Annotated in this window: 20 protein-coding genes; 8 read left to right on the top strand and 12 right to left on the bottom strand. The window is 71.3% G+C overall.

Annotated elements, in window-relative coordinates:
• Both tauB and tauA read right to left on the bottom strand, forming a co-directional pair.
• Window positions 1–789, bottom strand: a complete 789-nt coding sequence (gene tauB / locus ACW9J6_RS17755) for a taurine ABC transporter ATP-binding subunit (RefSeq protein ID WP_457117822.1) — start codon at window positions 787–789, stop codon at window positions 1–3.
• Window positions 790–872: 83 nt separating this feature from the next.
• Window positions 873–1,904 carry a taurine ABC transporter substrate-binding protein gene (gene tauA, locus ACW9J6_RS17750; RefSeq protein ID WP_457117821.1) on the bottom strand — a complete coding sequence of 344 codons (1,032 nt, stop codon included), beginning with the start codon at window positions 1,902–1,904 and terminating at the stop codon, window positions 873–875.
• Between the two features lie 603 nt (window positions 1,905–2,507).
• On the opposite strand from tauA, the gene katG reads away from it, so the two are divergent.
• Window positions 2,508–4,808 carry a catalase/peroxidase HPI gene (katG, locus tag ACW9J6_RS17745; RefSeq protein WP_457117820.1) on the top strand — a complete coding sequence of 767 codons (2,301 nt, stop codon included), beginning with the start codon at window positions 2,508–2,510 and terminating at the stop codon, window positions 4,806–4,808.
• 337 nt (window positions 4,809–5,145) lie between these two features.
• A complete protein-coding gene (locus ACW9J6_RS17740; protein ID WP_457117819.1) occupies window positions 5,146–6,354 on the top strand; it encodes an ATP-grasp domain-containing protein in 1,209 nt (402 codons plus the stop codon).
• Between the two features lie 90 nt (window positions 6,355–6,444).
• On the opposite strand, the gene ACW9J6_RS17735 is transcribed toward ACW9J6_RS17740, so the two are convergent.
• The 9 genes from ACW9J6_RS17735 to ACW9J6_RS17695 all read right to left on the bottom strand — a co-directional run bounded on the left by ACW9J6_RS17735 (window position 6,445) and on the right by ACW9J6_RS17695 (window position 15,837).
• Window positions 6,445–6,768, bottom strand: coding sequence for a hypothetical protein (locus ACW9J6_RS17735; protein ID WP_457117818.1), 324 nt, complete (start codon window positions 6,766–6,768; stop codon window positions 6,445–6,447).
• Window positions 6,769–6,964: 196 nt separating this feature from the next.
• Entirely contained in the window at window positions 6,965–7,972 is a 1,008-nt protein-coding gene (locus ACW9J6_RS17730; protein WP_457117817.1) for an NAD(P)H-quinone oxidoreductase, read from the bottom strand.
• Between the two features lie 144 nt (window positions 7,973–8,116).
• On the bottom strand, window positions 8,117–8,779 hold the full coding sequence (gene upp, locus ACW9J6_RS17725; protein WP_457117816.1) for a uracil phosphoribosyltransferase: 663 nt from the start codon (window positions 8,777–8,779) through the stop codon (window positions 8,117–8,119).
• 53 nt (window positions 8,780–8,832) lie between these two features.
• On the bottom strand, window positions 8,833–10,077 hold the full coding sequence (locus ACW9J6_RS17720) for a URC4/urg3 family protein (RefSeq protein ID WP_457117815.1): 1,245 nt from the start codon (window positions 10,075–10,077) through the stop codon (window positions 8,833–8,835).
• A gap of 249 nt (window positions 10,078–10,326) precedes the next feature.
• Complete coding sequence (locus ACW9J6_RS17715; RefSeq protein WP_457117814.1) at window positions 10,327–11,583, bottom strand: GTP cyclohydrolase II; 1,257 nt, start codon at window positions 11,581–11,583, stop codon at window positions 10,327–10,329.
• A gap of 130 nt (window positions 11,584–11,713) precedes the next feature.
• Complete coding sequence (locus ACW9J6_RS17710; protein WP_457117813.1) at window positions 11,714–12,142, bottom strand: DUF2852 domain-containing protein; 429 nt, start codon at window positions 12,140–12,142, stop codon at window positions 11,714–11,716.
• Between the two features lie 197 nt (window positions 12,143–12,339).
• Window positions 12,340–13,662 (bottom strand): MFS transporter, encoded by a 1,323-nt coding sequence (locus tag ACW9J6_RS17705; RefSeq protein ID WP_457117812.1) that lies wholly within the window; start codon window positions 13,660–13,662, stop codon window positions 12,340–12,342.
• Between the two features lie 199 nt (window positions 13,663–13,861).
• Window positions 13,862–14,803, bottom strand: coding sequence for a LysR family transcriptional regulator (locus tag ACW9J6_RS17700; protein WP_457117811.1), 942 nt, complete (start codon window positions 14,801–14,803; stop codon window positions 13,862–13,864).
• A gap of 83 nt (window positions 14,804–14,886) precedes the next feature.
• Window positions 14,887–15,837, bottom strand: coding sequence for an acetamidase/formamidase family protein (locus tag ACW9J6_RS17695; RefSeq protein WP_457117810.1), 951 nt, complete (start codon window positions 15,835–15,837; stop codon window positions 14,887–14,889).
• Window positions 15,838–16,283: 446 nt separating this feature from the next.
• Here ACW9J6_RS17695 and ACW9J6_RS17690 point away from each other — a divergent pair, with 446 nt between their 5' ends.
• Window positions 16,284–17,720, top strand: a complete 1,437-nt coding sequence (locus ACW9J6_RS17690; protein WP_457117809.1) for a C2 family cysteine protease — start codon at window positions 16,284–16,286, stop codon at window positions 17,718–17,720.
• An 82-nt stretch (window positions 17,721–17,802) separates the two neighbouring features.
• Window positions 17,803–18,528: a CBS domain-containing protein gene (locus tag ACW9J6_RS17685; RefSeq protein ID WP_457117808.1), complete on the top strand. Its 726-nt coding sequence runs from the start codon at window positions 17,803–17,805 to the stop codon at window positions 18,526–18,528.
• 46 nt (window positions 18,529–18,574) lie between these two features.
• Here the strand turns inward: ACW9J6_RS17685 and ACW9J6_RS17680 are convergent, their stop codons facing one another.
• The gene (locus ACW9J6_RS17680; protein WP_457117807.1) at window positions 18,575–19,228 is read right to left on the bottom strand and encodes a TetR/AcrR family transcriptional regulator; all 654 of its coding nucleotides are present in this window, start codon (window positions 19,226–19,228) and stop codon (window positions 18,575–18,577) included.
• A gap of 258 nt (window positions 19,229–19,486) precedes the next feature.
• Here ACW9J6_RS17680 and ACW9J6_RS17675 point away from each other — a divergent pair, with 258 nt between their 5' ends.
• From ACW9J6_RS17675 to bfr, 4 genes are all read left to right on the top strand, one after another.
• A complete protein-coding gene (locus tag ACW9J6_RS17675) occupies window positions 19,487–20,563 on the top strand; it encodes an efflux RND transporter periplasmic adaptor subunit (RefSeq protein ID WP_457117806.1) in 1,077 nt (358 codons plus the stop codon).
• Entirely contained in the window at window positions 20,560–21,633 is a 1,074-nt protein-coding gene (locus tag ACW9J6_RS17670; RefSeq protein WP_457117805.1) for an efflux RND transporter periplasmic adaptor subunit, read from the top strand. The genes ACW9J6_RS17675 and ACW9J6_RS17670 overlap by 4 nt, the downstream gene beginning before the upstream one ends.
• An 82-nt stretch (window positions 21,634–21,715) precedes the next feature.
• Window positions 21,716–24,805 (top strand): efflux RND transporter permease subunit, encoded by a 3,090-nt coding sequence (locus tag ACW9J6_RS17665; protein ID WP_457117804.1) that lies wholly within the window; start codon window positions 21,716–21,718, stop codon window positions 24,803–24,805.
• A 146-nt stretch (window positions 24,806–24,951) separates the two neighbouring features.
• The gene (gene bfr, locus ACW9J6_RS17660) at window positions 24,952–25,449 is read left to right on the top strand and encodes a bacterioferritin (RefSeq protein WP_457117803.1); all 498 of its coding nucleotides are present in this window, start codon (window positions 24,952–24,954) and stop codon (window positions 25,447–25,449) included.
• The last annotated feature ends 43 nt before the right edge of the window (window positions 25,450–25,492 follow it).

Below are 25,492 nucleotides of genomic sequence, written 5' to 3'. Positions count from 1 at the left end.
TCAGGCCACCTCGGCCGCCAGGGGGCCGCCCTCCAGCACCCGGTCGCGGACGCGCTCGCGCAGGGCGACGAAGGCCGGGTCGGCGCGGATGGCCCGGGCGCTCTCCCCGCCCGCGAAGCGGCGCGAGAAGCCGAGCGGCAGCGTGTCGACGATGCGGCCGGGCCGCGGGCTCATGATCACCAGCGTGGTCGCCAGGAACACCGCCTCCTCGACGTCGTGGGTGATGAACAGGATCGTCTTGCCCGTCCGGTGCCAGATGCGCAGGATCAGCTCCTGCACCTGCCCGCGGGTGAGGCTGTCCAGGGCGCCCAGGGGCTCGTCCATCAGCAGCAGCGTCGGATCGTTGGCGAGCGCCCGGGCGAGGCCGACGCGCTGGCGCATGCCGCCGGAGAGTTCGTGGATCCGCCGCCGGCCCGTCCCGGCGAGGCCGACCGCGTCGAGCATCGTCTCGGCGACCCGCCACCGCTCCGCGCGGCCCACGCCGCGCATCCGCAGGCCGAAGGCCACGTTGTCGCGCACGTCGAGCCAGGGCATCAGGGCGTGCCCCTGGAACACCACGCCGCGCTCCGCGCCCGGTCCGGTCACGGTCGCGCCGTCGAGGCGGATCTCCCCGGTGCTCGGGGCGAGGAAGCCCGCGATGCAGTTGAGGAGCGTGGTCTTGCCGCAGCCCGAGGCGCCGAGCGCCACGACGAACTCGCCCCGGGCCACGGTGAGGTCGAGGCGCGACAGCGCCACCGTGGCGGCCTCGCCGTCGCCGTAACGCAGGCTGAGGTCACGGATCTCCAGCATGGCGTCCGTCGGGTCCGGGGATCGGGAGGGGCGGCGCGCATCCGCCCGGCGAGGGCCGGCTCGTCGCCGGCAAAGCGGCCGATTCAATGGCCTCGGGCGGCCTCCCGCACGTAGGCGTCCGTGACGAAGGCGCCGTAATCGGGGGCCACCGCCTGCACCTTGCCCTGCTCCTTCAGGAACTCCGCCGTGTGCTTGAGGGCCGCCGCCGCCCCGCCGCCGAGCCACACGGGCGAGGCCTGCTCGGCGAGCGTCGGGAAGCGGTAGGCCGCCACCGCCGCCGGCACCTCGGCGGGCGCCATGCCCGTCCACTTGGCCACCGCGCGCACGGGGTCGCTGTCGGCGGTCCACTCGGCCTTGCGGCGGGCGTAATCGGCATCGGCCTCGGCCAGGAGCCGCACCAGGGTCACCACGAAGGGCCGGTTGGCCTCGGCCCAGGCCCGGTCGACCACGAGGCCGTCGAAGGTCGGGCGGCCCGCGGCCGCGATCCGGCCCGCCGAGGTCAGCACCCGGCCATTGGCCTTCACCTTGGTCAGCACCGGGTCCCAGATGAAGGTGGCGTCGATGTCGCCCCGCTCCCAGGCCGCCGCGATCTCGGGCGGGCGCATGTTGAGGACCTTGACCTCCTGGCCCGAGAGGCCGGCCTGCTGCAGGGCGTAGAGGAGCTGGTAATGCGCGGTCGAGACGAAGGGCGTCGCGACCCGCTTGCCCTTCAGGCCCGCGACGTTGCTCGCGCCGCTGCCGTCCCGGGCCACCAGCTGCTCGGCATCCGCGATGTCGTCGAGGATCCAGAACAGCGTGATCGGCAGGCCCTGCGAGGCCGCCGCGGCGATCGGGCTCGACCCGGCCTCGCCGATCTGGACCTGGCCGGACGCCATGGCGCGGATGACGTCGCCGCCGCCCCCGAACTTGCGCCAGGTGATCTTATAGCCGGTCGCCTTCTCGATCGCGCCCGTTTCCATCACCACCCGGAAGGGCACCACCATGTCCTGGTAGGCGAAGGTCACCTCCTTGTCGCCGGCCGCGGCGGGGGGGCTGGCCGCGAGGGCGGACAGGGCCGCGGCCCCGAACACGGCGGCGAGGCGGGCGAGGCCGCGAAGTCGAGGATGGATGCGCACGGGCAGGGTCTCCCTCGGGTCGCCCGGGTTGGGCGGCCTCCGCTGTGGAACGGTCCGGCTTCGGCCGGGCGGCCGGCGCGCCCGACCGGTCCTGCCGGCCGGATGGGCGAAGCGGCCGCGCCGGTGCATGCCCTACGGGTCGAAGCGCGGCCCTGGAATGGCCAAAACGCCGCTGCGGTTCAAGTCGCATTCGCGCTCGGCTTCGGATCTGGCGACGATTTGGGATCATCGTCTCCGGCCGGAGGGTTTACTGCGGTTTTTCTTCTCCCCGGTGAGCCGCCCGGGGGGAGACCGGGTGGCACCGTGGCCGGCTCCGCAAGCGTTCCCGAGACCCCGTGACGCAGCGAAGACGAATGGAGTGGCCGCGGTCGTCGTGACGCCTATCTGACGTGGCGCTCCGTATGGCCGGTTCGGAGGCGGGTTGGGGTTTCGTATCCCAGTGCCGGCGTCACCAATGCATCCGATCGTCACCCCGGCTCCCGACCCAATACTCTCCACCAGTACATAACGCCATACGGGATCATCACGCGACCTCCGAGCGGTGAGGCGCACGGTCACGACCGCGCGCTCGCCCCGCGCGATCGCCACAGAAGGATCGACGGCGTGGAAACCTATACTGACGTCCTGTCCGGCAAGTGCCCCTTCGGCGGCGACCGCGTCGGCGGCGCCTTCGCGACGCCGCCCACCCTGGAAGAGTGGTATCCCGACCGCCTGCGCGTCGAGACGCTGCACCAGAACGGGCCGCAGGCGAACCCGCTCGGCGCCGCCTTCGATTACCGGGCCGCCTTCGCGGCGCTCGATCACGAAGCGCTCAAGGCCGACATCAAGCGGTTCCTGACCACCTCCGTGGCGTGGTGGCCGTCGGATTACGGCAATTACGGCCCGCAGATGATCCGCATGGCCTGGCACTCCGCCGGGACCTACCGCATCGCGGACGGGCGCGGCGGCGCCGGCCAGGGCCTCCAGCGCTTCGCGCCGATCAGCAGCTGGTGGGACAACGGCAACACCGACAAGTCGCGCCGCCTGCTGTGGCCGATCAAGCAGAAATACGGCAGCGCCCTGTCCTGGGCCGACCTGATGGTGCTGACCGGGACCTGCGCCCTCGAGATCATGAACTTCCCGACCTACGGCTTCGCCGGCGGCCGCGAGGACGCCTGGGAGGCCGACAACGCGACCTACTGGGGTCCCGAGCTGTGGGATCCGACCGCGGTCACGTCGTTCGACGCGATGGTCAACCGCGACAAGCGCTGGCGGGGCCGGAATGGCGAGGCCGATTACGACCTGGAGAACCCGCTCGCCGCGTCGCACCAGGCGCTGATCTACGTCAATCCCGAGGGTCCCTACGCCAACGGCGACCCGATGGGCTCGGCCCACGACATCCGCGTCACCTTCACCCGCATGGCGATGAACGACGAGGAGACCGTCGCGCTGATCGCGGGCGGCCACGCCTTCGGCAAGAGCCACGGCATGGTCAAGGCCGGCGAGATCGGGCCGCCGCCGGAGATCGCCCCGATCGAGGCGATGGGCCTCGGCTGGCACAACCCGAAGGGCACGGGCGCCGGTGCGGACACCATGACGAACGGCATCGAGGGCTCGTGGACGCCCGATCCGACGACCTGGGACAACAGCTACCTCGAGAACCTGTTCAAGTACGAGTGGAAGCAGACGCGCAGCCCCGCCGGCGCCCTGCAATGGGAGCCGACCGACCCGGACGCTCCGCGCACGCCCGACGCCCACATCCCGGGCCTCACCCACCCGCTGATGATGATGACGAGCGACATCGCGCTCAAGACCGACCCGGTTTATCGGGCGATCTGCGAGAGGTTCCTGTCGGACTTCGACGACTTCACGCTGCAATTCTCCAAGGCGTGGTACAAGCTCACCCACCGCGACATGGGCCCGAAGGAGCGCTACGTCGGGCCGGAAGCCCGGATCGAGGACGACCTGCTGTGGCAGGACCCGATCCCGGCGCTCGACCACGCGCTGGTCGACGAGGCCGACATCGCCGCCCTGAAGGCCGAGATCCTGGGCAGCGGCCTGTCGGTCTCCGACCTCGCCTTCACGGCCTTCTCGTCGGTGGCGACCTACCGCAACAGCGACAAGCGCGGGGGCGCCAACGGGGCGCGCCTCGCCCTCGCGCCGCAATCGGGCTGGACCGTCAACCGGCGCACCGTCCCGGTGATCGACAGGCTGCGCACGATCATGGCGGGCTTCAACGGCCGGGCTTCGGGGGGCAAGAAGGTCTCGCTCGCCGACCTCATCGTGCTCGGCGGCTGCGCCGCGGTCGAGGCGGCGGCGAAGGCGGCCGGCGCCGCGACCTCCGTGCCCTTCGTCCCGGGCCGGATGGACACGACCGACGCGCTCACCGATGCGGAGAGCTTCGAGTGGCTGAAGCCCCTGGTCGACGGGTTCCGCAACTACGTCGATCCGGCCTTCGCCGAGATCACGGGGGGCCGCGTCGCCCCCGAGGAGGCCTTCCTCGACAAGGCCAACCTGCTGGCGCTCACCGCTCCCGAATGGGTGGTGCTGACCGGGGGCGTGCGCGCGCTCAACCTCAACCACGACGGCGCGCGGCACGGGATCTTCACCGAGCGGGTCGGCGTGCTGACCAACGACTTCTTCACCGTGCTCACCAGCATGGACTACGTGTGGACGAAGGCGGACCAGGGCGGCATGACCTTCACCCTGGACGACCGGCGAAGCGGCGAGACCAAGTTCACGGCGACGCGCTGCGACCTCGTCTTCGGGTCGAACCAACAGCTCCGGGCCGTGGTCGAGATCTACGCCGGCAGCGACGGCCAGGCTCGGTTCGTGCGCGACTTCGTCCAGGTGTGGCACAAGCTGATGATGCTGGACCGCTACGACGTGAAGCGTACGCAGGCCGGCATGACGACGGCCGCGTGACGCCATCGCGGCGGCACCGTCGATCGTCGATGATCGAGGACCAGACCGCGCGGCGCCCATGCGGCGCCGCGCTTCCGCAAGGTTCGGATACGAAGCCGTTACCATTCTCCAGGATGCCGCGCGTGACGATCAATCGGTCATTAACCACGCGCACCTAGGGTTCTGCCTCCGACGATGGTCCCGGGGGCGAAACCTTGAACGGTTCGCAGCGCGGCACAGGGTTCTCCCGGGACGACCAAGCGGCGGTGCGGACGCGTCCGACCGAGATCCGGCGCCGACACGCTCCGGCCGGAGCGTCGCGGCGCCCCCTCCCCTTCCCGCGACACGGAGCGCAGACATGCGAGCCACCCCGGCCGTCGAGCCGAATCCCGTCCCGATCATCGGGCAGTCCCGGCTCATCCGGGCCGCCTTCGCCGGCCGGGATCCGAAGTCGCTCGCGGCGCTCCGGCCGCAGGCTCCCGACGGCCGGGCGGATCGCGCCGGACTGCTCCTCGACCTGTCGACGGCCCATTTCCTGCGCCGCGAGACGCAGGCGGCGCTTGGCTGCCTCTCCGAGGCCCTGAGCGTCCACCGCCACTTCACGGTCGCGGGCGAGCGGGGGGCGACGCGCCTGCGCGTCCTCGCCATCGTCACGGCGGGCGACCTGATGGCGAACACGCCGCTGGAGTTCCTGCTCGACGACGACGCCTTCAGCCTCGACTACCTCTACGTCCTTCCGGGTGAGGCGCTTCCGGAGCACCTGCCCGATCACGACGTGGCGATCCTGTGCGTCGGCTACGCCCGGGAGAACGAGGGCCTGCTGCACGCGCTCGGCGCGGCCGTCGCGGGCTGGCGGACGCCCCTCCTCAATCGTCCGGAGGCCGTGCTCAGGACCTCGCGGCACGGCCTCGCGGCCGCGCTCGCGACCGCCGAGAGCGTGCTGGTGCCGCGCCTGGCGCGCGTCGCGCGCGAGGCGCTGGCGGCCTGGGCCGCGGGAGGCGGCGCGGCGCCGGAGGGACAGTCCTACCCGGTGCTGGTCCGGCCCGTCGATTCCCATGCCGGGAACGACCTGTGCAAGGTCGACGCGCCCCGCGACATCACCGCCTATCTCGATGCCGTTGCGGAGACTGAGTTCTACGTCACGGAATATCACGACTATAGCGGTGCGGACGGCATGTTCCGCAAGTATCGGATCGCGCTCGTCGACGGCCGGCCGTTCCTGTGCCACATGGCGTCGCGGGATCACTGGATGATCCACTACCTCAACGCCGACATGCACGCGCGCCCGGAACGGCGCGCGGCCGAGGCGGCGGCCATGGCGAGTTTCGAAGCGGATTTCGCGCGGCGCCACGCCGGGGCCTTCGCGGAGATCCACCGGCTCGTCGGGCTGGATTACCTGGTGATCGACTGCGCGGAGGCGCGGGACGGTCGGCTGCTCGTGTTCGAGGCCGACACCGCAATGATCGTCCACGACATGGACGACCCGGCCGTCTATCCGTACAAGGCCGCGCCGATGCGCAAGGTGTTCGACGCCTTCCAGGCCGCGCTGCGGGCGCGGCTCAGCTGAGCGCCGCGCCCTTGACCGAGAGCCGGATCATCGAGGCGGCGGCATCGCCGCGGAAGGAGCCGGCGCGGCGCCGACCCCTCCCCGTCCGGTTCAGCGCGGGTTGGTCGAGCCCGTGGTGGTCGGCTGCGCGGGGGCCGGATAGGCCGGGTTGCCGGCCGGGACGCCGGCACTGTTCGCCGAGGGGTTGCTCGCATTGCCGCTGCCGTTCGGCGAGCCGGTGATCTGGGTCCGCGAGGCGTCCTGGCTCTGGCTGGCGTAGTCCTTCGGGGAATTGGCGCCGTTCCAGGTGAGCAGCGCCACCGCGGCGATCGCCAACAGCGCGAGGCTGCCGAGGAGCACGTAGAGGACCGGCTTGCCCCGGGCGCCCTGGCGGGCTTCGGTGGGCGTCTCGATGGGGCGTTGGTCAAGGGCCATGCGATCTCTCCGAGGCTGCGGCGCGCCGCGCGGGGGCGGCGTTCTGCCCGGGCAACGGGTCCCGGGCAGCCACGGTTCCGCGGAGAGGGTGCGGCCGAGAGCAGAGCGCGATCGCGTTGCGGTCGGGCGCCGCGCTCGGTGTGTGTTCGTGCCTCCCTGTCTGCGCCGAACCGGCATCCCGTTCAGCGGACCATGCTCAGAGGCCGGTCGTCAGCATGATCTTGCCGAGATGCGCGCTCGATTCCATCAGCGCGTGGGCCTCGCGGGCCTGTTCGAGCGGGAAGGTCGCGTGGATCACCGGCCGGAACCCGCCGTCGTCGAGCCAGGGCCAGACCTCCCGGCGCAGCCCCTCCGCGATGGCGGCCTTCTGAGCGGTGGTGCGCGGCCGCAGGGTCGAGCCCGTGACGGTGAGCCGCCGCACCATGATCGGCGTCAGGTTCAGATCCTCGACCTTGAAACCCTGCATGAAGGCGATGATGACGAGGCGGCCCTCCAGGGCCAGGGACTTCAGGTTGCGCTCGAAATAGGGCGCCCCGACCATGTCGAGCACCAGGTCGACGCCCTTCCCGTCGGTGAGGCGCTTCACCTCCTCGGCGAAATCCGCGTCCTTGTAGTTGATGGCCGCGTCCGCCCCCATCGACTCGCAGAAGGCGCATTTGTCCGCCGAGCCCGCCGTCGCGTAGACGGTGGCACCGCGCTGCTTGGCGAGCTGGATCGCCGTGTAGCCGATGCCGCTCGACCCGCCGTGGACGAGGAAGCGCTCGCCGCTGCTGAGCCGGCCGCGCTCCACGACGTTGGTGTAGACCGTGTACATGTTCTCCGGGAGGCTCGCGGCCTCCAGCAGCGAGAACGGCTTCGGCCGGGGCAGACAGAGTGCGGCCGCGGCGACGCAGTACTCGGCGTAGCCGCCGCTGATCACCAGCGCGCAGACCTCGTCGCCCTCCTTCAAGGTCGTCACGTCCTCGCCGAGGGCGACGACGCGGCCGGCGACCTCCAGGCCCGGGACCTCGGTGGCGCCGGGCGGCGGCGGGTACTTGCCGGCGCGCTGCTGGCAGTCGGGCCGGTTCACGCCCGCGGCCGCCACTGCGATCAGCACCTCGCCCGGGCCGGGCCTCGGGACCGGCGCGGTCTCGAGGCCGATCACCTCGGGCCCGCCGGCCCCGTTGAAGCGAACCTGGCGCATCGTCTCCGGGATGGCGGGCATGGGGCGTCTCCTTGCGGGTCGTCGACCCGTCTACCTGACAGGTCGGCCGCGCTTGGCAAGGTCCGCTTGGCAAGGTCGGCTTGGCCAGGTCCCTCCGCAAGCCCAGGGACGATCGACGGCCACCGGCCAGCCGGGGGAGCCGCCTCAGCGCGTGCCGTACATGCGGTCGCCCGCGTCGCCGAGCCCCGGGAGGATGTAGCCGTGCTCGTTGAGGTGGCTGTCGATCGCGGCGGTCCAGACCGGCACGTCGGGATGCGCGCCCTGGAACTTGGCGATCCCCTCCGGCGCGGCGAGGAGGCAGACGAAGCGCAGGTCGCGGGCGCCGCGCTCCTTGAGCCGGTCCACCGCCGCGATGGCGGAGTTGGCCGTGGCTAGCATCGGATCGAGGACGAGCACGGTGCGGTCCGCGAGGTCGGACGGCGCCTTGAAGTAGTACTCGACGGCTTCGAGGGATTCCGGGTCGCGGTAGAGGCCCACATGGGCGACGCGGGCCGAGGGCAGCAGCGACAGCATCCCGTCGAGGAAGCCGATGCCGGCGCGCAGGATCGGCGCCAGGACGAGCTTCTTGCCGGCGATCTGTGACCCCTGCATCGTGGTCAGCGGCGTCTCGATCTCGACGGGCTCCAGCGGCAGGTCGCGGGTGACCTCGTAGGCCAGCAGCGTGCCGATCTCGTTCAGCAGCTGGCGGAAGCCCTTGGTGGAGCGCGCCTTGTCCCGCATCAGCGTCAGCTTGTGCTGCACCAGCGGATGGGTGACGACGGTCACCGGGGCTGTGCCCGTCGCCTCCCGCGTGCTCGCAACCTGCATGCGTCCCGTCCTCCTCGAGCGTGGCCTTGATGAGTGTAGTCCGGTGCGGCGGCTCAGAACACCGTGCCGTCGCTGTCGATGGAGAGCGGCGGCGTCCCGTCCGGACGCAGGGTCCGGGCCAGGCGCCGGCCCGTCGCCCAGGTTCCGCCCTCCAGCACCTTGGCGAGCGGAAGCGACGCCGGATCGGCGATGCCGAGCCGTTCGCGCACGAGGGGCGCCAGCCGGTCAAGGAGCGCCACGGTGAGCGCCCGCCACTCGACCACCAGCGCCGACCCGACCGGATGCGCCCGCGCCGCCTCCTCGGGGTGCCGCAGGCTGAGCACGCCGGTGTCGAGGAACAGGCCGCCGTTGCGGTATTCCGGCAGGCCCGTGAGGGCGTCGAGGCCGGTGACGGCGATGCCCGCCTCCTCCAGCGGCTCCAGGAGCGAGTAGGCGAGCCACTGCGACAGCTTGTGGAAGGGCACGAGCCCAGCCGTGTCGCCCTCGCCTCCCGCCTTCGGGTGGCGCCACGTGTCGCCGAGGTCGATCCCGTCGAGCACGATGCGGCCCGGCCAGATCGGTCCGAGATGGGAGAGGAGCGCCGCGAGAACCGCGGTCGCCGGGAGGGCGCCGTCGACGGCCTGCGCGGCGAGACGGTCGTAGAGGCCGCCGGGGCGCGCCTCCGGGCCGAACCCGTCCGGATCCGCCGCGACCACCTGCCCGAGCCGGTTCAGCAGCGCGACGCGGCCGTCGAGCCCGACCAGCGGGTTGGTCGGCGTGACCTGGAAACCTTGCGCGAGATCGGCGGCGGTGAGGCTCGCGAGCGCCCTGGCGTCGACCCGGAACGGGTCCTCGGGCGCCTCGGAGAACAGCCCGGAGATGAAGAGGTCGAAGCTCGCGACCGCGAGGCCCTCCGAGCGGGCGAAGGTCTCGCCGGTGCGGCCCTCCTCGTAGCGCCAGGTCGGGCCGGCGCCGGCATCGAGGAGCACACTGACGATGACGAGGTCGAAGGCGGCGCGGGCGCGCGCGGCGGCGTCCTCCCAGGGCGCGGCCTCCGCGAGGCTGCCCCAGCGGTCGAACCCCCCGGCCGCGAAGTGCCGCCAGCGGGCGTGGTACGGGATGACGAGGTCCGGGTAGGCCGCCCGGATCGTCTCCACGACGGCATCCGCGCAAGGTCCGAGCTTCTCGGGATGGACGGCGAAATGGTCGAGGGCGCCGTCGAGGCCGAGCGCCAGCAGGCCCTCGGCGCGGGCGCGCACGGCCGCCGGAGTGAGGAGCCAGCGCGCGTCCTGCGGTGGGATGGGGGGCTGTTGGCTCACGATACTCTCCTTGGAACCGATGCGCCGCGTAACTGAACCGTCCCCCCCCCTCTGCGGGCGAGGGTGCCCGGCGGGGCCGGGCGGGAGAGGGGAACCACGCTTCCGGATCAGGCTGAACCGTGGTGCAGGGAGCCCCCTGGAAGAGCGTCGCGCCGCCCCCTCTCGGCGGGACTTCGTCCCGCTGCGCTCACTCCGTTCGCCACCCTCCCCCGCAGAGGGGGGAGGGTTCACGCGCGCGGCGCGCCCGGCTCAAAACCGGTCGAGGTCCCGCCCCTTCACGGCATCGAGCGCGGCGGCGTCCGGCGTCTCGTCCGGCGTGTAGTAGCCCGCCGCCTTCTTGGCCTCGATCTCCACCGAGGCGTCGGGCGGGATCAGCTCCGGCGGGATCGGCACCCGCTCGCCGACCTCGATCCCCGAGCCCACGATGGCGTCGTACTTCATGTTCGACATCGACATCAGCCGGTCGATGCGGCGGATGCCGAGCCAGTGCAGCACGTCGGGCATCAGCTGCTGGAAGCGGGCATCCTGCACGCCGGCCACGCATTCCGTGCGCTCGAAGTAGGTGGCGGCGGAATCGCCGCCCTCCTGGCGCTTGCGGGCGTTGTAGACGAGGAACTTCGTCACCTCGCCGAGCGCCCGCCCCTCCTTGCGGTTGTAGACGACGACGCCGACACCGCCGCTCTGCGCCTCCCGCACGCATTCCTCGATGCCGTGAGTCAGGTAGGGCCGGCAGGTGCAGATGTCCGAGCCGAACACGTCCGAGCCGTTGCACTCGTCGTGCACCCGGCAGGCGATGCGGGTGCCGGGCGCGGCGATGCGGCCCGCCTCGCCCATGATGTAGACCGTGCAGCCGCCGATCGGCGGCAGGAAGACCTGCAGGTCGGGCCGGGTGACCAGTTCGGGGAACATGCCGCCGGTCTGCTCGAACAGGGTGCGGCGCAGGGCCGTCTCGGTGGTGCCGAACCGCGCCGCGATGCCGGGCAGGTACCAGACCGGGTCGACGGCGATCTTGACGACCGAGATGTCGCCGCCCGGATGCAGGATGCTGCCGTCGGGCGCGAGACGGTGGGCGGCGATCGCCGCCAGGATCTCCGGCAGGGAGAGCCGCGCCTTCGTCACCGCGATGGTCGGGCGGATGTCGGCGCCGGTCGCGATCTCGCGGGCGAAGACCTCGCCCGGCAGGTGGCCCCAGGGATCGAGGGAGACGATCCGCTCCGGCTCCGCCCATTGCGGATGCGGGCCGATCGGCACGACCGGGTGGGTGTTGGTGAGGTCGGGCCGCGCCAGCGGGTTCATGGCCCGCCCGGCGATGGCGAGCGCCCGGTAGAGCGAGTAGGCGCCGCCATTGGCCCCGATCACGTTGCGGTCCGCCGGGTTGGTGACCGTGCCGATGACCGGGCCGCGCTCGCGCGGATCGGCGGCGCCCCAGCGGATCGGCCAGCGGGCCGCACCCGGCTCCGGATGGGAGGTGAGCCGGATATGCGTCGAGCGGTTTGACGTGGTCATGCGGTCCCGCCTCATCCTGAACGGCGAAGGCTCCCCGCGCTGTCCGCGCGAGGAGCCCCGTTGGCTTGACCTTGATGACGATGGCCCAACCGGACCGGAGCGTCAAGGTTCGGGCGAAGCCCTTGCCCGATCAGTAGTTCGAGCCGGCCCGGCGCTTGGCCATGAAGGCGTCGAACTGCTCGCGGTCGCGGGCGCGCTTGAGTTCCTCGACGAAGTCGGTGAAGGCGCGGCTCTCCTCTTCGAGGCGGCGGCGCTCCTCTTCGAGCCGGTCGAGTTCCCGCTTGCGGTACTCCTCGAAGGCCCAGTTGCCGGTGCCCTGCCGGAAGGCCGCGCCGCGGCCGAAGCCGCCGAGGCCGCCGCGGAGGTTCCGCTCGGCGAAGGATTTCAGTTCGTCGAAGGCCGGATATCCCATCATCTTCCACACCAGGTAGGCGGCCGCGAGCGGCCAGACATAGATGAAACCAAGGACGATCGCGCCGATCTCCAGGGAGCGGCGGGGGAACGGACCCGCGCCTCGGCAGGTGCGGCCGTTCGACCAGGGGGCGGAGGAAAAGGTCACGTCGTGTCTCCCAAGGAGATGTGAATGTGAACGACATTTACATGCGGGGGCGCCGACGGGGTTTCAAGGGTGGGTGGGACGGGAATCGTGGTGGGAGGTGTCGCGCCTGCTGGGGCTCGGGAGAGCGCAGGCCACCCTCCCCCCACAGAGAGGAGAGAGTGCGCGTCGCGCCTGACCGAACCCTCGGCGCCGCGGCCTCACCCGACCCGGTCGTTCCGGTGCAGCTGCGCGGGCAGGCCGAACCGGGCGAGGAGCGCGCAAAGGACGCACAATCCCCCGATCACGAACAGGGCGGGCGTGGTCGAGCCGGTCCAGTCCTTGACGTAACCGACCATCACCGGGCTCACGATGCCGCCGAGCTGGCCCAGCGTGTTGATGAGCGCGATGCCGCCCGCCGCGCCGACGCCGGTGACGAGCTTCGGCGGCAGGGTCCAGAAGGTCGGGACCGCCGCGACGATGCCGGCCCCGAGCCCGCAGAGGGCGACCATGAGCGGCAGGATCCGGGCGTCGAACAGGCCGGCCGCCACGAAGCAGAGCCCGGCCGTGAGCGCGAGGGCCGAGACGAATTTCGGCCGCTCGCCGGAAGCGTCCGAGATCCGTCCGATCACCACCATGCTGATCGCGCCGCAAACATAGGGCAGCGCGGCGAGAAGCCCCACCGTCGCCGCCCCGGCGCCGCTCGCCGTGCGGATGAGGTCCGGTCCCCAGAAGTTGAGGCCGTAGGAGCCGACCTGGATCAGGAAGTAGATCAGCGCGATCTTGAGGAAGCCGGGCGTGCGGATCGCGCCGAGGAGCGAGTGGTCGCCGATGCCCCGGTTGGCCTCGGCGATCTGCGAGCCGACCAGCGCCTTCTCCTCAGGCGAGAGCCAGCGGGCATCCTGCAGCCGGTCGTCGAAGCGCCCGAGCACCAGTGCCCCGAGGGCGAGGCAGGGCAGGCCGCCGGCCAGGAACAGCCACTGCCAGCCGGCGAGGCCCGCCACCCCGTTCATCTGGCCGAGGATCAGCCCGGAGACGGGCGCGCCGACGATGCCCGAGAAGGCCGAGGCCACGAAGAGCATCGAGGTGATGCGCCCGCGATAGGAGGCCGGGAACCACAGCGTCAGGTAGTACAGGATGCCGGGCGCGAAGCCCGCCTCCATGGCGCCGATCACGAAGCGCAGGCCGTAGAACTGCCACTCGTGCCGGATGAACACCATCGCGGCGGTGGCGAGCCCCCAGGAGATCATGATCCGGGCGATCCAGCGCCGCGCGCCGACCCGGTACAGGATCAGGTTCGAGGGCACCTCGAAGATCACGTAGCCGATCACGAACAGGCTGGCGCCGAGCCCGTAGGCCGTGTTGCTGAAGCCGAGGTCGCTCTGGAGCTGGAACTTGGCGAAGCTGATGTTGATGCGGTCGAAGAACGCGAACAGGTAGCAGACCATGATCAGCGGCATCAGCCGCCAGGCGATCTTGCGGATGGTCGCGGCCTCGGCGACCTCCTGCGTCGCGCCAAAGGTGGCCGGAATCGCGGCGGGCATGGGCGTCTCCCTGGTGACCTGGACCGGCCGCTGGAGCGCGGCTCTCGGTCGAAACGGTTCGGCGGGCGGGGAGAGGCCGGACGGGCGCGGGCCGCGCGCGGCCGCTGGCGGGCGGCCCCGTCGAGAGCGTCTCCTCGCGTGACGATGTTTGACCAGGTCTATACTTGATGAGCCGCGGCCGGCTCCAAACGTATTTCGATCACGACCGTTCTCCGACAGAGAACGGAGCCTCCCGGACCTCCTGCCGCGCCAAGTGCGCGACGAGGAGGCCGGCCGCCGGCGTGAGCGGCGCGTCGCGGATGACGATCCGCAGGTCCCGGTGCGCCCAGGGATCCGAGAGCGGCACAGCCACCAGGTCGAGGGAGGCGCCGAAGAGCGCGAAGACACCCTCCGGGACCACCCCGAGGCCCATCTCGGCCTGCACCATCCGGCAGACCGCGTCGAAGCCCGGCACGTGGACCCGCAGGCGCAGGGGCCGCCCGGCGCTCCGGGCCTCGTCCCGCACGGTCGCGTAGATCGAGCTCTCGGCGTGCAACCCGACGAAGTCGTGGTCGAGCGTGTCGCGGAAGGCGAGGCCGCGCTGCCCGGCGAGGGGATGATCGGTCCGCATCGCCACGACGAGGCGGTCGCGCCGGTAGAGGAGGCTGCGCAGGCCGCCGGTCGGCGTCGTGCCCGCGCAGATCCCGAGATCGGCCAGCCCCTCCGCGACGCCCTTCACGACGCCGCCGCTCGGGCGCTCCTCCAGGTCGACCCGGATCGCGTCCTGCCGGGACAGGAAGGCGCGCAGGTCCTCGGGCAGGAACTGGACGATGGCCGTTAGGTTCGCGAGCATCCGCACGATGCCGCGCACCCCCTTGGCGTGCTCGGCGAGTTCGAGGGCGATCTGCTCGGCGTCGCGCAGCATGCGGCGGGCGTGGTGCAGCAGCGTCTCGCCGGCCGGCGTCGCCGTCATGCCGCGGGCCTGGCGCACCAGCAGCGCGACGCCGAGGCTCTGCTCCAGTTCCACGAGGCGCTTGCTCACCGCCGAGGGCGCGATGCCGGCGGTGCGGGCCGCCTTGGTGAGGGTGCCGTCCTCGCAGATGGTCACGAAGAGCCGCAGCGTGGTCAGGTCGAGCCGGCGCAGCATGGTGGTCGAGAGCATCGGCCCTCCCGGGAGCCGCGCAGGCGCGGATCCGCCACGGTACGACCGGGCCCGCGCCGGTGTCCACGCCGACCGGGCGGGCGTCAGCCGGCGCGCGGCAGGGCGCTCTTGGGCATCAGCATGTGCACGCCCTTGTTGCCGTCCACCGTCTGGGTGATGCGCAGGTTCCCGGCGAGAGAGCAGAGCATGTAGGCTTGGTTGCGCGTGAGCGGGGTGCGGGCGCACAGGTGCCGCACCATCTCGCGCACGGCCTGCCGCATCGCCTCGTCGAGGCTCTCGTGCAGGCCGATCGCCATCAGGTCGGTGGGCGTCTCGGCGAAGGGCCACCGGTAGCCCAGATCCTTGCGCAGGGTGAGCCGGACGGTGCCGCTGAGCCCCGTCTCCAGGGCGGTGATGCAGACCTCCCCGTCGCCCTGCACCCCGTGCCCGTCGCCCGCGTAGAAGCCCGCCCCCTCCTCGAAGACCGGCAGGTAGAGGGTGGTGCCGGCCCTCAGCTCCTTGTTGTCCATGTTGCCCCCGAAGGCCCGCGGCACCGGCGAGCCGACCCGTCCCCAGGCCCGCGGCGGCGTGGTGGCGAGGATGCCGAAGAAGGGGTCGAGCGGCAGTTCCGTCCCCCAGGGCAGGATGCAGACGCCCCGCGCGGCGTCGATGTCCGGATGGATGGTCTCGTAGTCGGTGAATTCGTCCGGCAGAGTGCCGAGCAGCGGCACGATGGACACGAAGCCCCAGTCCTGGCGGAACCTCAGGTCGAGGATGTCGACCTGGAGCACGTCGCCCGGCAGGGCGCCGCGCACGTGCACCGGACCGGTCACGAAGTGCGGCCCGAAGCCCGGCTCGTGCGCGGCGAGGGCCGCGAGGTAGTCGGCGGGGTTGCGGGCCGGGTCGGGATGCAGGGCCTTGCGGCCGCCGGCCGGGAAGGAATGCAGCGTGACGGTGTCGCCCGACTCGACGGTGAGCACGGGCGGCCGCGCGGCATCGAAGTAGCCCAGCACCATCGTGTCGGGAGTGGCCGGGATCTCGTGGTGGGTCGGCATCGGGTCCTCCTCCTTCGACGCGGTCGCGACGGACCTTAGCGCCGCCCGGGCCGAGCCGTCGCGATCCCGCGTGGCTCCCGTGCAAGATGGACGCCGCGTCGCATCGGACCGGGCGCGCTCCTCCCGGTCGAAGCGATCGGGCGCTCGCGACGATGAAGCGATGCGAGACAGCGATGACGATCCATGCCGCTCGACCGTGAGGCCGCGGGCGGGCGGCACCGGCGCGGCGTGCGACGCCCGGTTCACGCGGGCCTCGGCGCCGCACCCGATCCCTTGCGCGGTCTTTGAGAACCGCGATCAAAATCATACAACCGCTTAAGACCCGATTATCCCTATGATCACTTCACCAAGAAGAGTGTATCACCAGGTTCTCCCGTGCGTTGCGAGCGCACATACTTCGTGCGACAGCAAAGTGACGCTGTGCTCATCGAGTTCGAGACCTCACGATGCCGAATCACAACCCCGTGGTGACCGCGAAGGACGCGAACCTGCAATCCGGCCAGTCGATCACGGCGGCGAGCCTGATCGGCGCGGTCACGGACCAGGACGGCGACCGGATCGCGCAGTACCGCTTCTACGATCCCGGCACGGATGGCGGCCATTTCATCCTCAACGGGGTGGTGCAGCCCGCCGGAACCTGGATCACCGTCACGGCGGCCCAGCTCTCGGCCCTGTCCTACGTGGGCGGGTCGGCCGCGGGTTCGAAGAGCCTCCAGGTCGCGGCCTCTGACGGCAAGGGCTGGTCGACGACGGCCGTCGCGAAGGTCACGATCGCCGGGCCCCTCGACAAGCTCCAGGACGCGGGCATCCGCGCCGACGTCGCCGGGCTCATGCGGAACAACAGCCTCGATCACGCCTCGCTCCTGCACATCCTGCAGGACGTTGCGGTCGGCGGCGTCACCGCGAGCGAGTTCAGCACGCTCAAGACCCTCGATTCTCTGCTCAACGCCGCGGGCGGCATCACCACGTCGAAGGCCGACGCCTACCTGGCGGACGCGCTGATCAACGGCAACGCCGCCAACGCGCACTGGACGGGCGGGAACGCGGCCTCCGTGGCCCTCGGCAACCTGAAGGCCGGCACCTCGCAGACGCAGATGAGCGAGCTGATCGGCAAGTGGTTCCTCGGCACCGACCACCCGAGCACCGCCGGGCTCGGCTACGCCTCCACCTACCGGACCGACACGGATCCGCTGTTCGGCGCGGGCGGCGCGGTGAGCAACCTCGACGTGAACCAGGGCGCGGTCGGGGATTGCTACCTGATGTCGTCCCTCGCCGAGATCGCCCTGCACGATCCGGCCTCGATCCGGTCGATGTTCACCGACAACGGCGACGGCACCTACGCGGTCCGGTTCTTCGACAGCCACGCCAAGGCCGTCTACGTGACCGTCGATAGCCAGCTCCCGACCTTCACCGGATCGATCGCTTGGGCGAACGGCTCGAAGCTCGAATTCGCCAACGGTCCGCGGAAATGGGCGGCGCTGGCCGAGAAGGCCTACGTGGAACTCAACGAGGAGGGCATCCTGCCCCACCAGGCCGGCGACGCCTACGCGCTGATCGCCGGAGGCTGGGGCGACCCGATCACCGCCATCACCGGGAAGGCCGTCTCCTCCTACGCGCCGGGCGCGCAGTCGGTCGTGAACGCCTGCAAGGCCGGCCAGGAGGTCATGGTCGCCACCGGCTCGCGCACCTCCGGCAATTTCGTCTCGAACCACATGTTCGAGGTCACCGCCTACAACGCCGCCAACAACAGCTTCGAACTGCACAATCCCTGGGGTTCGGCGGTCGGGAACGGCGGGCAGGCCATGACGTTCTGGGCCTCGGTCGCGGATCTCACCGCGAACGGCTGCACGATGCTGGCAGCCTCCGGGACCGCGATCGCCTGATCGCGCCCGGGCTTGCGCGAGATCAAGGCTCGGGCGGCGGCGGAGAGACAGGATCGGGCATGGCGCGAACCCGGAGGAAGCCATGCTCGCCCGCGACATCATGCACCGCGACGTCCTCACCGTGCGGCCCGAGACGCCGCTCGTGGAGGTCGCCCGGCTCTTCATCGAGAAACGGATCAGTGCGGCTCCCGTCCTCGACGAGGCGGGGGGCCTCGTGGGGATGGTCAGCGAGGGCGACCTCCTCCATCGCGCCGAACTCGACACCGAGCGCCGCCGCGGCCGCTGGCTGGAGTTCTTCTCCACCATCGAGACCCTGGCCACGGAGTACCGGGCGGCGCACGGACGCACGGTCGCGGACGTGATGGCGGGTCCGGTCGTCACGGCCACACCCGACACGCCGCTCTCCGAGATCGTCGAGATCCTGGAGCGCAAGCGCATCCGGCGGGTGCCGATCGTCGAGGCCGCGCCCGGCCAGCCCGAGCGGCTGGTCGGCATCGTCACCCGCGGCGACCTCGTGCGCGCCCTCGCGACCGTGCTGCCCGCCGCGCCCGCGCCGGCGTCGGGCCGCGACCTCACCGACCAGCGCATCCGCGACATGCTCCTCGCCGAACTCGCGCGCCAGCCCTGGACCGAGAAGGGGGAGGGCAACGTCACGGTCCTCGACGGGGTCGTGCACCTCTGGGGCATGGTCACGAACGAGGCCGAGTCGCAGGCGCTCGTCGCGGCGGCCGAGGCGATCCCGGGCGTCGCGGCGGTTCACGACCACACCTTCGTCGGCTACGCGAGCGCCGAGCCGTTCATGCTGTGACGGCGGCGCGCCCGCGGGCGGCTCCGGCGCGGCGCGGCTCCCGACCTCACGCCCCGGAGGCCCCCGCTCCGGGGGACGCTGCGCAGAGGGCGCGCTCCAGCATGTCGAGATGCGCCGCGTAGTAGGCGTCGAAGTCGAGGGGGCGGGTGTCCCCGAACAGGGTCGTCCAGGTCGCGGCCATCATCACCGGCGAGAACAGGAGGTGCGGGTAGGCCGCCTCCAGGCCGGGCCGGAACTCGCCCCTGTCGACCCCGTAGCGGATCACCGCCCGCATCCGGTCCATCGCCGGGCCGATCACCTCGTCGTGCCAGCGCGCCGCGAGGGCCGGGAAGCGCCCGCCCTCTCCCATCAGCAGGCGCATCAGCTCGCGCCCGCGCCGGTCGGCCACCATGTGCTCGTACACGAAGCGGAAATGGGTCCGCAGGATCCCCATCGCCGTGCCCTGCGGGGATTCCGTGAGGGCCGCGATGTTCTCCATCGTCGGACGCACCATCTCCTTGAAGGTCGCGACGAAGAGGTCCTCCTTGCTCGGGAAGTAGACGTAGATCGTCCCCTTGGTGATGCCCGCCCGGGCCGCCACGTCGTCGAGGCGCGTGGCGGCGAAGCCGTTCTGGGCAAATTCCTCGAAGGCGGCCTCGAGGATCTCGCCCGGACGCTCCTCCTTCCGCCGCTGCCGCGTCCCGCGCCTGCCGGTGTCCATCCGTCCCCCTATTGACTAACCAGTCAGTTATTTGTACCAGAGTGCCGCGGACGGCAAGCCGTTGGCGCGCGGGGCGCCGCGCACCGAAGGGCCCGCCGCAGCACCCCATCGCCCCCTGCCCGACGGGGCATCGTCACAGGTCGGTCGGTGCCGCGAGGTTCCGAGTGACCTGGAAGGAGCGGCCGCATCCGCCCCCTCGCGGCCGCTCCTTCACCCGATCGCGCGACCCGTCCGCCGCCGCCGGAGCCACCGAACGCCATGCCTCCCCGCTCGATCCTGCTCGCGGTCGTCCTCGCGGCCGGGCCGGCCGCCGCCGCGGACACCACCGCGCCGCCACCCGCGCTTCCCGCCGTCAAGACGGTCACGGTCGCCCGGAGCGAGGTGGCGGACGAGGTCGTGCTGACCGGCGACATCCAGGCCAAGTTCCTGAGCAACATCGCGTTCCGCGTGACCGGGAAGATCGCCGAGCGCCTCGCGGAAGTCGGCGACCCCGTGGGCGCCGACCAGGTGCTGGCGCGGCTGGAGCCGCAGGAGCAGCAGGTGAACGTCGACACGGCCGCGGCGGCGCTCACCTCCGCCGAGGCGCTGCTGACGCAGGCCCGGGTGGCGTTCGAGCGCCAGCAGGCGCTGATGCGCAGCGGCTTCACCACGCGGACGACCTACGATCAGGCCGAGCAGCAGCTGCGCACCACGCAGGCACAGGTCGACTCTGCGCGGGCCGCCCTCGGCTCGGCGCGGGAGCAGTTCACCTACACGGAGTTGAAGCCGGGCGTCGCCGGCATCCTGACGGCCCGCAGCGCCGAGGCCGGTCAGGTCGTCTCCGCGGGCCAGACCGTGTTCACGCTGGCACAGGACGGCCCGCGCGACGCGGTCTTCGTCGTGCCCGAGATGCTGCTGACCGCGCCGCCCACCGGCGGCCGGATCGAGGTCAGCCTCCAGTCCGACCCGCGGATCCGCACCACCGGCACGGTCCGGGAGATCTCGCCCAGCATCGATCCGGGATCCGGGGGCGTGCGGGTGAAGATCGGGCTCGACGCGGTGCCGCCCGAGATGACCCTCGGCGCCGTGGTGCTCGGGCGCGGACGGTTCCGGCCGCAGGAGGCGGTCACCCTGCCCTGGAGCGCGCTGTTCCGCTGGAAGGACGCACCCGCCGTGTGGGTGCTCGACCCCAAGACCCGCACCGTGACGCCGAAGACCGTCGAGATCGCGCGCTACGCCGGCGCGGCGATCGTGCTCGCGGGCGGGGTGGACGCGGGCGAGCAGGTGGTCACGGCCGGGATCCAGCTGCTGCGCCCTGGCCAGAGCGTCGCCGTCGTCGGGGAGGGCGCACCGTGATCCCGCGGATCCTGCTCGCGGCGCTCCTCGTCCCCCTCGCCGCCTGCCACGAGACGGCCGAGGCGCCGCCCCCGCCCATCCGCCCGGTGCTCACCGTGACGGCCGAGCGGCGGGAGACCGAGACCTTCGGCCCCTTCGCCGGCACCGTCGAGGCGCGCTACCAGACCCAGATGGGCTTCCGCATCGGCGGCCGCATCGTCGCCCGCGACGTCTACGTGGGCGACCTCGTCGCCAAGGGGGCGCGGCTCGCGGCCCTCGACCCGACCGTGCAGCGCTTCGCCCTGCTGCGGGCACGGGCCGACGTGGCGGATGCCCAGGCGCAGGTCGAGAACACGACGGCGGCGGAGGCCCGGCAGCGCACCCTGTTCGACAGCAGCAGCGCGGTGACGCAGGCCCAGCTCGACGCGGCCGTCGCCAACCGCGACACCGCCCAGGCGAAGCTCGCCCAGGCCAAGGCGGCCCTGCAGAAGGCCGAGGACGAACTCGGCTATGCCACGCTGACGGCGGATTTCGACGGGGTCGTCACGGCCTGGAGCGCCGAGGTCGGCCAGGTGGTCCCGTCCGGCCAGTCGGTCGTCACCCTGGCCCGTCCCGACATCCGCGAGGCGGTGGTGGACATCCCGGACGACCTGATCGGCGAGATGCCGCGGGACGCGTCCTTCACGGTGACCCTGCTCGCCGCGCCCGGCGTCACCGCCCGCGGCCGCGTGCGCGAGATCGGGCCCCTCGCCGAGGCCGCGACCCGGACCCGGCGGGTGCGCCTGACCCTGACCGATCCGTCGCCCGTCTTCCGCCTCGGCACCACCGTGACGGTGGCGCTGGAGCGCCGGATCGCGCCGCGCATCCCGCTGCCCGCCGCCGCCCTCGTCGAGGGCGACGGCGCGCCCGCGGTCTGGGTCGTGGCGCCGGACGGCCGCTCGGTGAGCCGCCGGACGGTCACGCTGACCGGCCGCGACCCGGACCGCGTCCTCGTCGGCGACGGGATCCGGTCCGGGGAGCGCGTGGTCATCGCGGGCGTCCACAGCCTCGCGGAGGGGCAGGCGGTGCGCCTGCCCGAGACCGGACCGTGACGCGGACCGGCCGCACGGCTTCCCTCCCACCGCACGGCGCCGGCACCCCGGCCGCCCCGATCTGCCGCGCGAGGACGCGCCGATGACATCCTTCAACCTCTCGGAATGGGCGCTCGCGCACCGCTCCTTCGTCTGGTTCCTGATGGCGATCGCGATCGTCGCCGGGGCGCTGTCCTACAAGAAGCTCGGCCGCGAGGAGGACCCCGCCTTCGCGATCAAGACCATGATCGTCCAGGCGCGCTGGCCCGGCGCCACCATTGGCGACACGCTCCAGCAGGTGACCGAGCGGATCGAGAAGGAGGTCCAGCAGATCAACGCGGTGGACTTCACCCGCAGCTACACGACCCCGGGCCAGGCCACGGTGTTCGTGCAGCTGCGCGAGACGACGCCCCCCAAGACCATCCCGTGGCTGTTCTACCAGGTCCGCAAGCGGATCGGCGACATCCAGGGCACCTTCCCGCAGGGCGTCCAAGGCCCGTTCTTCAACGACGAGTTCGGCGACGTGTTCGGCAACGTCTACGCCTTCACGGCCGACGGACTGTCGATGCGCCAGCTGCGCGACTACGTCGAGACCGTCCGCACCGGCGTGCTGAAGGTCCGGAACATCGGCAAGACCCAGATCCTGGGGGCGCAGGACGAGGTGATCTACCTCGACTTCTCGACCCGCAAGCTCGCCGGGCTCGGACTCGACATGCAGAGCGTGATCAACACGCTGCAGGGCCAGAATACCGTGGCGCCGTCCGGGGTGATCCAGGCCGATCCCGAGCGAGTCTCGGTGCGGGTGGGCGGCCAGTTCGCGGACGAGAGCAGCCTCAAGGCGATCAACCTGCGGGTGAACGACCGCTTCTTCCGCCTCTCCGACGTCGCCGAGATCCACCGCGGCTACACCGACCCGCCCGAGAGCCTGTTCCGCTACAACGGTCAGCCGGCGATCGGCCTCGCCATCGCCATGCAGCCCAGCGGCAACATCCTGGATTTCGGCGAGTCCCTGAAGGCGCAGATGCGCAAGATCGAGGGGCAGCTGCCGGTCGGGGTGGGCGTCCACCTCGTCTCGGACCAGCCCAGGATCGTCGAGCAGGCCGTGGGTGGCTTCACCGAGGCGCTCGTCGAGGCGGTGGTGATCGTGCTCGTGGTCTCGTTCCTGAGCCTCGGGCTGCGGGCGGGGCTGGTGGTCTCGTTCTCGATCCCGATCGTCCTCGCCATCGTGTTCGTGATCATGGAGGCCCTCGGGGTGACGCTGCAGCGCATCTCGCTCGGCGCCTTGATCATCGCGCTCGGGCTCCTCGTCGACGACGCCATGATCACGGTCGAGATGATGGTGGCCCGGCTCGAAGCCGGCGACAGCCTGCACAAGGCGGCGACCTTCGCCTACACCTCGACCGCCTTCCCGATGCTCACCGGCACCCTGGTGACGGTGGCGGGCTTCCTGCCGATCGGCTTCAACGGGTCGTCGGCGGGCGAGTACACCTACTCGCTCTTCGTGGTGCTCGCGGCCTCGCTCCTCGTCTCCTGGGTGGTGGCGGTGCTGTTCGCGCCGCTGATCGGCGTGAAGCTCCTTCCCAAGACGATGAAGGGGCACCACGAGCGGCCGGGCCGGCTCACGGCCCTGTTCCGGACGCTCTTGATCGGGGCGATGCGCCTGCGCTGGCTCACGGTGGCGGCGACGGTCGGGCTGCTCGTCCTGTCCTTCGTCGGCCTGGGCCACGTGCAGCAGCAGTTCTTCCCCTCCTCCGACCGCACCGAGGTGCTGGTCGACATGACCCTGCCGCAGAACGCCAGCATCGGCGAGACCAAGGCGCAGATGGACCGGTTCGAGGCCGCCCTGAAGGGCGATGCCGCGATCCGGCACTGGAGTTCCTACGTCGGGCAGGGGGCGATCCGCTTCTACCTCCCCCTCGACCAGCAGCTCGGCAACGCCTTCTTCGGGCAGATCGTGATCGAGACCACCTCGGTCGAGGCCCGCGACCGCACCATCGCCCGGCTCCGCGACCTCGCGCGGCGCGACTTCGTCGGCACGGACGTGTTCGTCCATACCCTCGATCTCGGACCTCCGGTCGGGCGGCCGGTGCAGTACCGGCTGAGCGGGCCCGACGTCCAGGTCGTGCGCCAGCAGGCCCTGGCGCTCGCCTCCATCGTCGGCGCCCACCCGAGCGTCGACGTCCCGACCTTCGACTGGAACGAGCCCGGCAAGGTGCTGAAGGTCGAGATCCTGCAGGACAAGGCCCGCCAGCTCGGGGTGACCTCGAAGGACATCGCCGGCATCCTCAACGGGGTCGTGGGCGGCAGCACGGTCACGCAGATCCGCGATTCGATCTACCTCGTGAACGTGGCGGTGCGCTCGCTCGCCACCGAGCGGCGCTCGGTGGACACCCTTCAGGGCCTGCAGGTGCCCCTGGCGAACGGGTCGACCGTCCCGCTCCTCGCCTTCGCGCGGATCGATTACGACCTGGAGCAGCCGATCGTGTGGCGCCGGGACCGGCTTCCCACCATCACGGTGCGGGCCTCGATCCGCGACGCGACCCAGCCGGCCACGGTCGTCCAGGCGCTCAAGGACCGGATCGACCGGTTCCGGGCCGCGCTTCCGGACGGCTACGACCTCGCCACCGGCGGCGCCGTCGAGGAGAGCGCCAAGGGCCAAGGGCCGATCGCCGCGGTGGTGCCGCTGATGCTGCTCGCCATGGCCTTCCTGCTCATGGTGCAACTCCAGAGCGTGCAGAAGATGCTGCTCGTGGCGAGCGTGGCCCCGCTTGGCCTGATCGGCGTGGTGGCGGCCCTGCTGCCCTCCGGCGCGCCGCTCGGCTTCGTGGCAATCCTCGGCGTGCTCGCGCTCATCGGCATCATCATCCGCAACTCGGTGATCCTGGTGACCCAGATCGACGAGTACGAGGATCACGGCATGGCGCCCTGGGACGCCGTCGTGGAGGCGACCTGCCACCGCATGCGGCCCATCCTGCTCACCGCCGCCGCGGCGAGCCTCGGCATGATCCCGATTGCCCGGGAGGTGTTCTGGGGGCCGATGGCCTACGCGATGATCGGCGGCATCGTGGCGGCGACCTTCCTCACCCTGTTCTTCCTCCCCGCCCTCTATGTCGGCTGGTACCGGATCAAGGCGCCGCCGCGCGGCCGCGATCGGACAGGCGCGGCGCCGCTCGGCCAACCTGCCCATGGGTAATTCCGGTCGGTCGGCACCGTCGTTTAGAATTATTCAAAGAAAGGATCTTGGCTGCGGGCCCGCGCCGTGTCATGTGGGGGTCCGCCGCGCACCGGCCCGGCCCGCTGCCGCAGAGGCCGTGACAGCCAGATCAGAGGAATCATGAGATGAAGGGCGATCCCAAGATCATCGAGTACCTGAACCGCGGCCTGCGCAGCGAGCTCACCGCCGTGAGCCAGTACTGGCTGCACTTTCGCATGCTGAACGACTGGGGCTACATCGACCTCGCCAAATTCTGGCGGAAGGAGTCGATCGAGGAGATGAACCACGCCGACCGGTTCATCGACCGCATCCTGTTCCTCGACGGTTTCCCGAACCTGCAGGAACTGGACCCGCTGAAGATCGGCCAGAACGTCCAGGAAATCATCGAGAGCGACCTTGCGGCCGAGAACGAGGCCCGGGCGCTCTACCTCGAAGCGGCGAAGTACGCCGAGTCCATCAACGACCGGGTCTCCCGGATCCTGTTCGAGGACCTCGCTTCGGACGAGGAGGGCCACATCGACTTCCTGGAGACGCAGCTCGAACTGATCAAGCAGATCGGCCTGCCGCTCTACGCCCAGAAGCACATCGGCGGCCTGGAGAAGATCGAGCCCGAGGTCGAGTAGGCCTCTCCCGGCGAACCGGCCTCCGGTTGGTCTCAGGTCGCGC

The organism is Methylobacterium sp. JK268 (assembly GCF_054052225.1).
Note: the sequence above shows the minus strand (reverse complement) of the source record. Positions and strands in the feature narration are given on the sequence as shown.

Coding starts and splice junctions, on each gene's coding strand:
- tauB (WP_457117822.1), bottom strand. CDS start 789: ATGCTGGAGATCCGTGACCTCAGCCTGCGTTACGGCGACGGCGAGGCC.
- ACW9J6_RS17740 (WP_457117819.1), top strand. CDS start 5,146: ATGCGAGCCACCCCGGCCGTCGAGCCGAATCCCGTCCCGATCATCGGG.
- ACW9J6_RS17735 (WP_457117818.1), bottom strand. CDS start 6,768: ATGGCCCTTGACCAACGCCCCATCGAGACGCCCACCGAAGCCCGCCAG.
- ACW9J6_RS17730 (WP_457117817.1), bottom strand. CDS start 7,972: ATGCCCGCCATCCCGGAGACGATGCGCCAGGTTCGCTTCAACGGGGCC.
- upp (WP_457117816.1), bottom strand. CDS start 8,779: ATGCAGGTTGCGAGCACGCGGGAGGCGACGGGCACAGCCCCGGTGACC.
- ACW9J6_RS17715 (WP_457117814.1), bottom strand. CDS start 11,583: ATGACCACGTCAAACCGCTCGACGCATATCCGGCTCACCTCCCATCCG.
- ACW9J6_RS17705 (WP_457117812.1), bottom strand. CDS start 13,662: ATGCCCGCCGCGATTCCGGCCACCTTTGGCGCGACGCAGGAGGTCGCC.
- ACW9J6_RS17700 (WP_457117811.1), bottom strand. CDS start 14,803: ATGCTCTCGACCACCATGCTGCGCCGGCTCGACCTGACCACGCTGCGG.
- ACW9J6_RS17695 (WP_457117810.1), bottom strand. CDS start 15,837: ATGCCGACCCACCACGAGATCCCGGCCACTCCCGACACGATGGTGCTG.
- ACW9J6_RS17690 (WP_457117809.1), top strand. CDS start 16,284: ATGCCGAATCACAACCCCGTGGTGACCGCGAAGGACGCGAACCTGCAA.
- ACW9J6_RS17685 (WP_457117808.1), top strand. CDS start 17,803: ATGCTCGCCCGCGACATCATGCACCGCGACGTCCTCACCGTGCGGCCC.
- ACW9J6_RS17680 (WP_457117807.1), bottom strand. CDS start 19,228: ATGGACACCGGCAGGCGCGGGACGCGGCAGCGGCGGAAGGAGGAGCGT.
- ACW9J6_RS17675 (WP_457117806.1), top strand. CDS start 19,487: ATGCCTCCCCGCTCGATCCTGCTCGCGGTCGTCCTCGCGGCCGGGCCG.
- ACW9J6_RS17665 (WP_457117804.1), top strand. CDS start 21,716: ATGACATCCTTCAACCTCTCGGAATGGGCGCTCGCGCACCGCTCCTTC.
- bfr (WP_457117803.1), top strand. CDS start 24,952: ATGAAGGGCGATCCCAAGATCATCGAGTACCTGAACCGCGGCCTGCGC.